The following is a 6,326-nucleotide window of genomic DNA, read 5'->3' as shown; positions in this document are numbered from 1 at the left end:
TGTACCTGTTTGAGAATATCTACCTGCTGCGCCTTGAGTAAATGCTTCAAATATTTTCTCTAACTCTTGCTGAGTCATACCTTTACCTGTATCTTCAATCTCAAACTCTAGGTTAGTAGTTAAATCCACAGAGTTCACTTCTGTATCATTAATTTCTGATATTTGTGCAACTCGGACGCTTAATTTTACATAACCCGCATCAGTAAATTTGATGGCATTGGAGAGGAAATTAATTAGTACTTGTCGTAGTTTCTGTCGATCGCCATAAATATATTGAGGTACTGTCTCATCAAGCTCAAGCAATAAATTCAAACCTTTATTTTCTGCACTTAGTCGAAACATTTCTCTCAGTTCTGTGATGAAAGCTTGAAAATCAAACAAACTCAACTTAAGCTCCATGCGGTTAGCTTCGAGCTTGGAAAAATCCAAAACTTCTTCGACCAATTCTAGTAAATTCTTCCCACTTTTATATATCAGATTTAACTGTTCTCTTTGCTGTTTGTCAAGATTATCTCCATGGGCTAAAAGTTGGGTAAAACCGAGAATCACATTTAGAGGTGTTCGCAGTTCATGAGTCATCTGTTTGAAAAAGTCACTCTTAGTTTTGTTAGCTGTTTCAGCTAATTTTTGGCTTTCTAATAATTTTTGTTGAATTTGCTTGAGTTGAGTAATTTCTGTAATTACTCCACCAATTCCTTGTTTGCCGTTTTCTAATTCTACAGGATAATAACTTGATAGCCACCAACCTACTGTTTCAATGTTAGTAGGATGAGGAGCATTGATTTCAATATTTCTGATAATTTCTCCTGTTGCCAATATTTCATGGAATAAAGGATTTAATTGATCTGCTAAATACGGCAGCACTTCTGAGAAGGTATTGCCAATATTTTCTGATACATTCAAGTTATTAATCTCAGCAAAAATGGAGTTAATGCGTAAAAATTTTAACTCTTGATCTAGTAAAAACAAACCTGCGGGACTAGATTCATATAAGCTTTCCAGAACATTATTAGTGCGTGTGAGTTGAGTTTTGGTCTTTTGGAGTTCGTTAATATTTACTAATGTGATGACTATGCCATCGTTGATGTTATCTTCCCGGATATAGGGATGAATGCGCAGGAGTAAATTTTCTCCGGTAGCAGATAAAGTTACTTCCCTCTCGATTAATTTTTGATTGCTGAAAGCTTGTTGGATAATTGGAATAAAATCTGGGCAGTCTAGGTTGTGAGTAAAATGATATATAGGGCGGTTAATATCAGTACCTCTAATATTAATAGCTTGGGTGGCAGGAGGGGTAAATCTACGAATTCTGAGATTTTTGTCGAGAAAAACTACACCAATATCTATACTACGGAGCAGATTATCAATATCTTCGCTCAGATGAGTTAGTTCTTCAATTTTTGCCTGATATTGGGAGTTAATAGTAAATAATTCTTCGTTTGTTGACTGTAATTCTTCATTGGTACTTTGAAGTTCTTCGTTGGAGGCTAGTAATTCTTCGTTAGTAGCTTGTTGCTCTTCGTTAATAGTTTCCAGCTCTTCTACTGCTGCTTGTAAATTTTCTCTGGTTTGTTGGAGTTCATATTCTAGCTCTGTAATTTGTTGTGCCACTTCAGGTGCTACTTCATAAACTTTTTTTTGACGATCGTTTAGTAAAGATACCGTTGGTGGAGTTTCTATTTCCAGAAATACTATTAAATATTCTTCTAATGATGGGGCGCTGCAATTATAACCAACTCGCAGAGTGATATTTTCTTCTTCGTTATTTCGATAGAGCTTAATTCCAGTATACAAAACTGTCAGCTTGTCTCGTTTGGCACGATGCAGGGCTGTACCCACAGGTAGCTTGAGTTCTGGTAAAATCATGTCGGTGATTTCTAAATTTGCTTCCCCAATGGGAATTTGCAGTAGATCGGCCTCATTGCAGAAAACATTCAGCAAGCGGTTATCTACATTCAGCAACAAAGCAGTAATTTTTCGTTCCCCAAAACCTACTTGAAATACTTCTGTCAGCATTTTGTCAAGTCTGGAGCTATTAAGTTTTGTCTGTATGGAATAATAGATAGTAGGTAAGGTTGTTGCTTTTGGTGTCAGATGAGTTAAGGATAGCTGTACATCTCGTCGCTTGCGATAGATTTTCAAACAAGATTTGAGGACGATAAATTCTTCTTCCAGTTCTCTAACGCTTTCAGTATTACCTAAAAATAAAATTCCTTGGGATGATAAGGAAAAGTGGAGTAACCGTAGTACTCGTTGCTGCAATTCTGGCTGCATATAAATCAGTACATTACGGCACGAAACTAAATTCATCCTGGAAAAACCAGGATTTTTCGTCAAGTCGTGAGGGGCGAATATCAGCATTTTCCGTAGCGATCGCTTTACTTGGTAACTATCTACTTCATGGTGAAAATATCGTTCTAGGTATTCCTGAGATATATTTTTGGCAATAGATTCTGGGTAAATTCCCCTAGCAGCAGTTTCTAGAGCGTTACTATCAATGTCTGTGGCAAAAATTTTCACTTTTAGGGACTTACCTGTTTTTCGTATGGCTTCATCAATTAGGATGGCCATTGAGTACGCTTCTTCTCCAGTGGCACAAGCAGAAACCCAAATTCGCAATTGTTTTTTTTCTTGTTGAGCTTTCTTTACAAGTTCGGGCAGAATTTCTGTTCTTAAATATTCCCACGCTGGAGGATCTCGAAAAAAGGAGGTAGCACCGATGAGTAAATCTTGGTAAAGTATTTTTTGTTCTTCTTGAGAATTTTTGAGATGATGAATATAATTTTCTAACTTTCCAACTCCTACTAAAGTGCAGCGATGAATAATTCGACGAGTGATGGTGGAAGTTTTGTAATAGGAGAAATCTACTTCTTTATATTTGTAGAGGATATTTAATATTTCCTGTAGCTCTTCGGAAGGAATTAATGGTGATTCTTTATCATCTCTAGAAAATAATGGATTTTTTTCCCACTCCACAATGTGGTAGATAAATTGAGCAAGTTCTACTGGAGACAAGATTTTTTCAATTAACTCAGAGGAAATGGCATTGGTGGACATACTGGTAAATTGGTCTTTTTCTGGAGATTTAACCAGGGCAACACCATTAGCATCACGGATGACTGCTAATCCTTCTTGGCCATCACCACCGTTACCGGAAATCAGAATGGCAAGAGCGTGCTTTCCCCATTCTTGTGCCAGAGACTTGAAAAAATAATTGATGGGAGTGTCAGACTCTAAGGGAAGGTCGAGTAAATGTAGGGTCTGAGTTTCTAAATATAGATATTTTCCCTCTGGCACAATACATACAGTCCAGGGGCTCATTTTCATTCCATCTTCTATTGTATGGACTGTGAAGCTAGTTTTTTCTTCTAGAAGTTGGACAAGCTGACTGGGAAAATTAGCAGGTTGATTTTGGACTACTATTATAAATGCAATATTAAGTTGCTTTGGCAGATAAGAAAAAAATGTTTCTAATAGTTGTAAATCCTCTGCAAATATTGCTATACCTAGGACAAATAATTGGTTTTCTAGTTGTAATTTCATTTTTTAATGGGGAAGAGTTCATTAATGGATAATGGATAATGGATAATTGATAATTACCTCTGGTTAAAACCGTTACGGAATTGAATATCAGGAGATATTATTTCTTTTCTCTTGGTCGAGGGATGGCGAGGAGACCCGCTCTTATCAGAGCCGCTCCGCTTTATATGTTGCGGAGCAAAACGCCATCCCTCGACCGCTTTTTTCCTCTTAAAAGGGGAGGCTTTAAACCAGAATTATTTAATTATTAATTATTAATAATTAATAATTCGGTAATTTCAGTTATCAGTTATCATTTATCATTTATCAGTACCTCTAGCTGTTTGCGCAGCATTCCGTAGGAAAACCTTATGCTTGAAATCTGGAATATTCTCTTTCTCTTGGTCGATTAGATATGGCGAGGAAACTTCGCCATCTATCGACCGCTTTTTATCCCCTTAAAAGGGGGAGGTTCTAGACCACAATTTTTCGGTAATAGCTTGTACCTCACTTTTTTCATCAACGCTATAAAAATCATTATTCCTACTTATTTAACCTAAATATCAAATATACAATTAATTTTGCTTGACTACTTATATTAGTAAATTGTTAAAGAAAATAGGGCATTAGAGAAAGGATATTCTGTTATTAACCCTATTCAGTAAATCAATTTTAACTTACCCATTTTACATTATGAACAGCTTAAAGTTAAAATTATATATTTATATTATTATGTTATACTAATTTGATAAATGTCTGTTACAAATAGTAGAAGTAAGAAAGAAGGAATAGGAAATAAGGAAGAAGGGATAAATATTCAAAAAAAGGTAAAAATGATATAAATAATCATCTAAAATGAACTGGATTAGCTCTTTTTAAGCATATCCGATTAAGCTGTACCTTTTTGTAGCATTCTTTTTTTCAAATTGGTATTATAATTTCCGGACTAAGATTAATACTATAAAAAAATTATCTTTTTCTTGATGGATCTAATACCCCACCGTCTACAATTGGTTGGGGTTTAAATCGGGTGCATCTCAATGCAAGAATAAAGCCAAAAATTTATTGCTTTTAGGCAATAGGCAACAGGGAACAGGGAATAGAGAATAGGGAATAGGGAATATATAGGAAAAAAGTATTTTTGCAAACATGAGATGCACCCTTTAAATTCCCATCCACTTTTTCCCGATCTCCTAGATAACTAAACGCCTTCTTCCTTTTTCCTTCTTCCTCCTTCCTTCTTCTTTCTTCCTCCTTCCTTCTTCCTCCTTCCTTCTTCCTTCTTCCTTCTTAAAATAATATTTTTTTAATTAAGTTGCAGTGAATAATAATCCTCGTCAATTAGTTTTTATTATCCTCCAAGAAGTTTATCGAAAACAAGCTTTTGCTGATTTTGCCCTAGATAAACATCTCAGAAAAAATGATTTAATTGATGCCAACCGTCGATTAGTTACAGAATTAGTTTATGGATGTGTAAGAAAGCAGCGATCGCTTGATGCAATTATCGATCAATTAGCAAAAAAGAAATCTCACCAACAACATCCAGATTTACGGATAATTCTCCATATTGGTTTATATCAATTATCTTATTTAGCACAAATTCCAGAATCAGCAGCAGTTAATACTACAGTGGAGCTAGCAAAACAAAATAAACTGGCTAAATTAGCTAGTTTTGTTAATGGTTTACTCAGAGAATATATTCGGCGAGAATTGACGATCGACTTGCCCAAAAATCCAGTACAAAAATTAGGAACATTATATAGTTTTCCTGACTGGATAGTTGAATACTGGATAGATAAATTAGGTCTAAAAGAAACTGAAGAATTATGTTCATGGTTCAATCAATCGCCGAGTCTTGATTTAAGAATTAATCCGCTCAATACTTCAATAAGAGAAGTAGAAACAGCCATGAAAAATATAGGTATTTCTGTTAATTGGATGCCCCAATTTCCTCAACTTTTAAGACTAACAGGTGCAGTAGGTTCAATTCAAAAATTACCGGGTTATCAAGAGGGTTGGTGGTCAGTTCAAGATAGTAGTGCTCAATTAGTTAGTTATTTATTAAATCCACAACCAGGAGAAACAATTATTGATGCTTGTGCTGCTCCTGGAGGTAAGACAACTCACATAGCAGAATTAATAGGAGATAATGGCAAAATTTTTGCTATTGATAAAACAGCTTCTCGACTAAAAATGTTAGAACAAAATTCTGAAAGATTGCAGTTAAAATCTATTTCTATTTCTATAGGAGATAGTCGAAGTTTTCCTGAATTTATTGACCTAGCTGACCGAGTTTTATTAGATGTACCTTGTTCTGGTTTAGGAACTTTACACCGTCGAGTAGATGCACGGTGGAGACAAACTCCAGAAAATATTCAAAAGCTCTCAAAACTTCAGAGTGAGTTATTAGAAAATACTGCAAAATGGGTAAAGCCAGGGGGAGTTTTGGTATATGCAACTTGTACAATTCATAATTTAGAAAATGAGGAAGTTATTGAGAAGTTTTTGACAAATAATTCTGAGTGGGAAAATGAAGCGCCAACTATTGATTTTATAGTGCCTCCCACTGCGGAAGGATGGGTAAAAGTTTGGCCTCATAGAGAACACATGGATGGCTTTTTTATGGTGAAATTGAGAAGAAGGGGGTAGTAATTAATAATTAATAATTAATAATTAATAATTAGGGCTTGCTGATTAAATCTAAAAGCATTGACATCTAAAGACTTTAGCCTTTTTTTAGTCGAAAAAAGTGCGCCTGTTTCAGTCTAAAACGCTCAAAAAGTAGCCTATTTTAGGCGCATAGTTGG

At 35.2% G+C, this 6,326-nt stretch carries 2 protein-coding genes; one reads left to right on the top strand and one right to left on the bottom strand.

Features of this window, described 5'->3' with window-relative positions; translation table 11 throughout:
* A partial coding sequence (locus F6K54_RS38240) for a CheR family methyltransferase (RefSeq protein WP_293089311.1) occupies window positions 1–3,543 on the bottom strand: 3,543 nt, incomplete at its 3' end.
* A 1,296-nt stretch (window positions 3,544–4,839) separates the two neighbouring features.
* Between F6K54_RS38240 and F6K54_RS38235 the strand changes: the two genes are divergently transcribed.
* Window positions 4,840–6,168 (top strand): 16S rRNA (cytosine(967)-C(5))-methyltransferase, encoded by a 1,329-nt coding sequence (locus F6K54_RS38235; protein ID WP_293089309.1) that lies wholly within the window; start codon window positions 4,840–4,842, stop codon window positions 6,166–6,168.
* Window positions 6,169–6,326: the final 158 nt, after the last annotated feature.

The sequence above is a fragment of the Okeania sp. SIO3B5 genome (assembly GCF_010692555.1).
GTDB lineage: Bacteria > Cyanobacteriota > Cyanobacteriia > Cyanobacteriales > Microcoleaceae > Okeania.
This window is presented reverse-complemented; position numbering and strand designations above follow the sequence as displayed.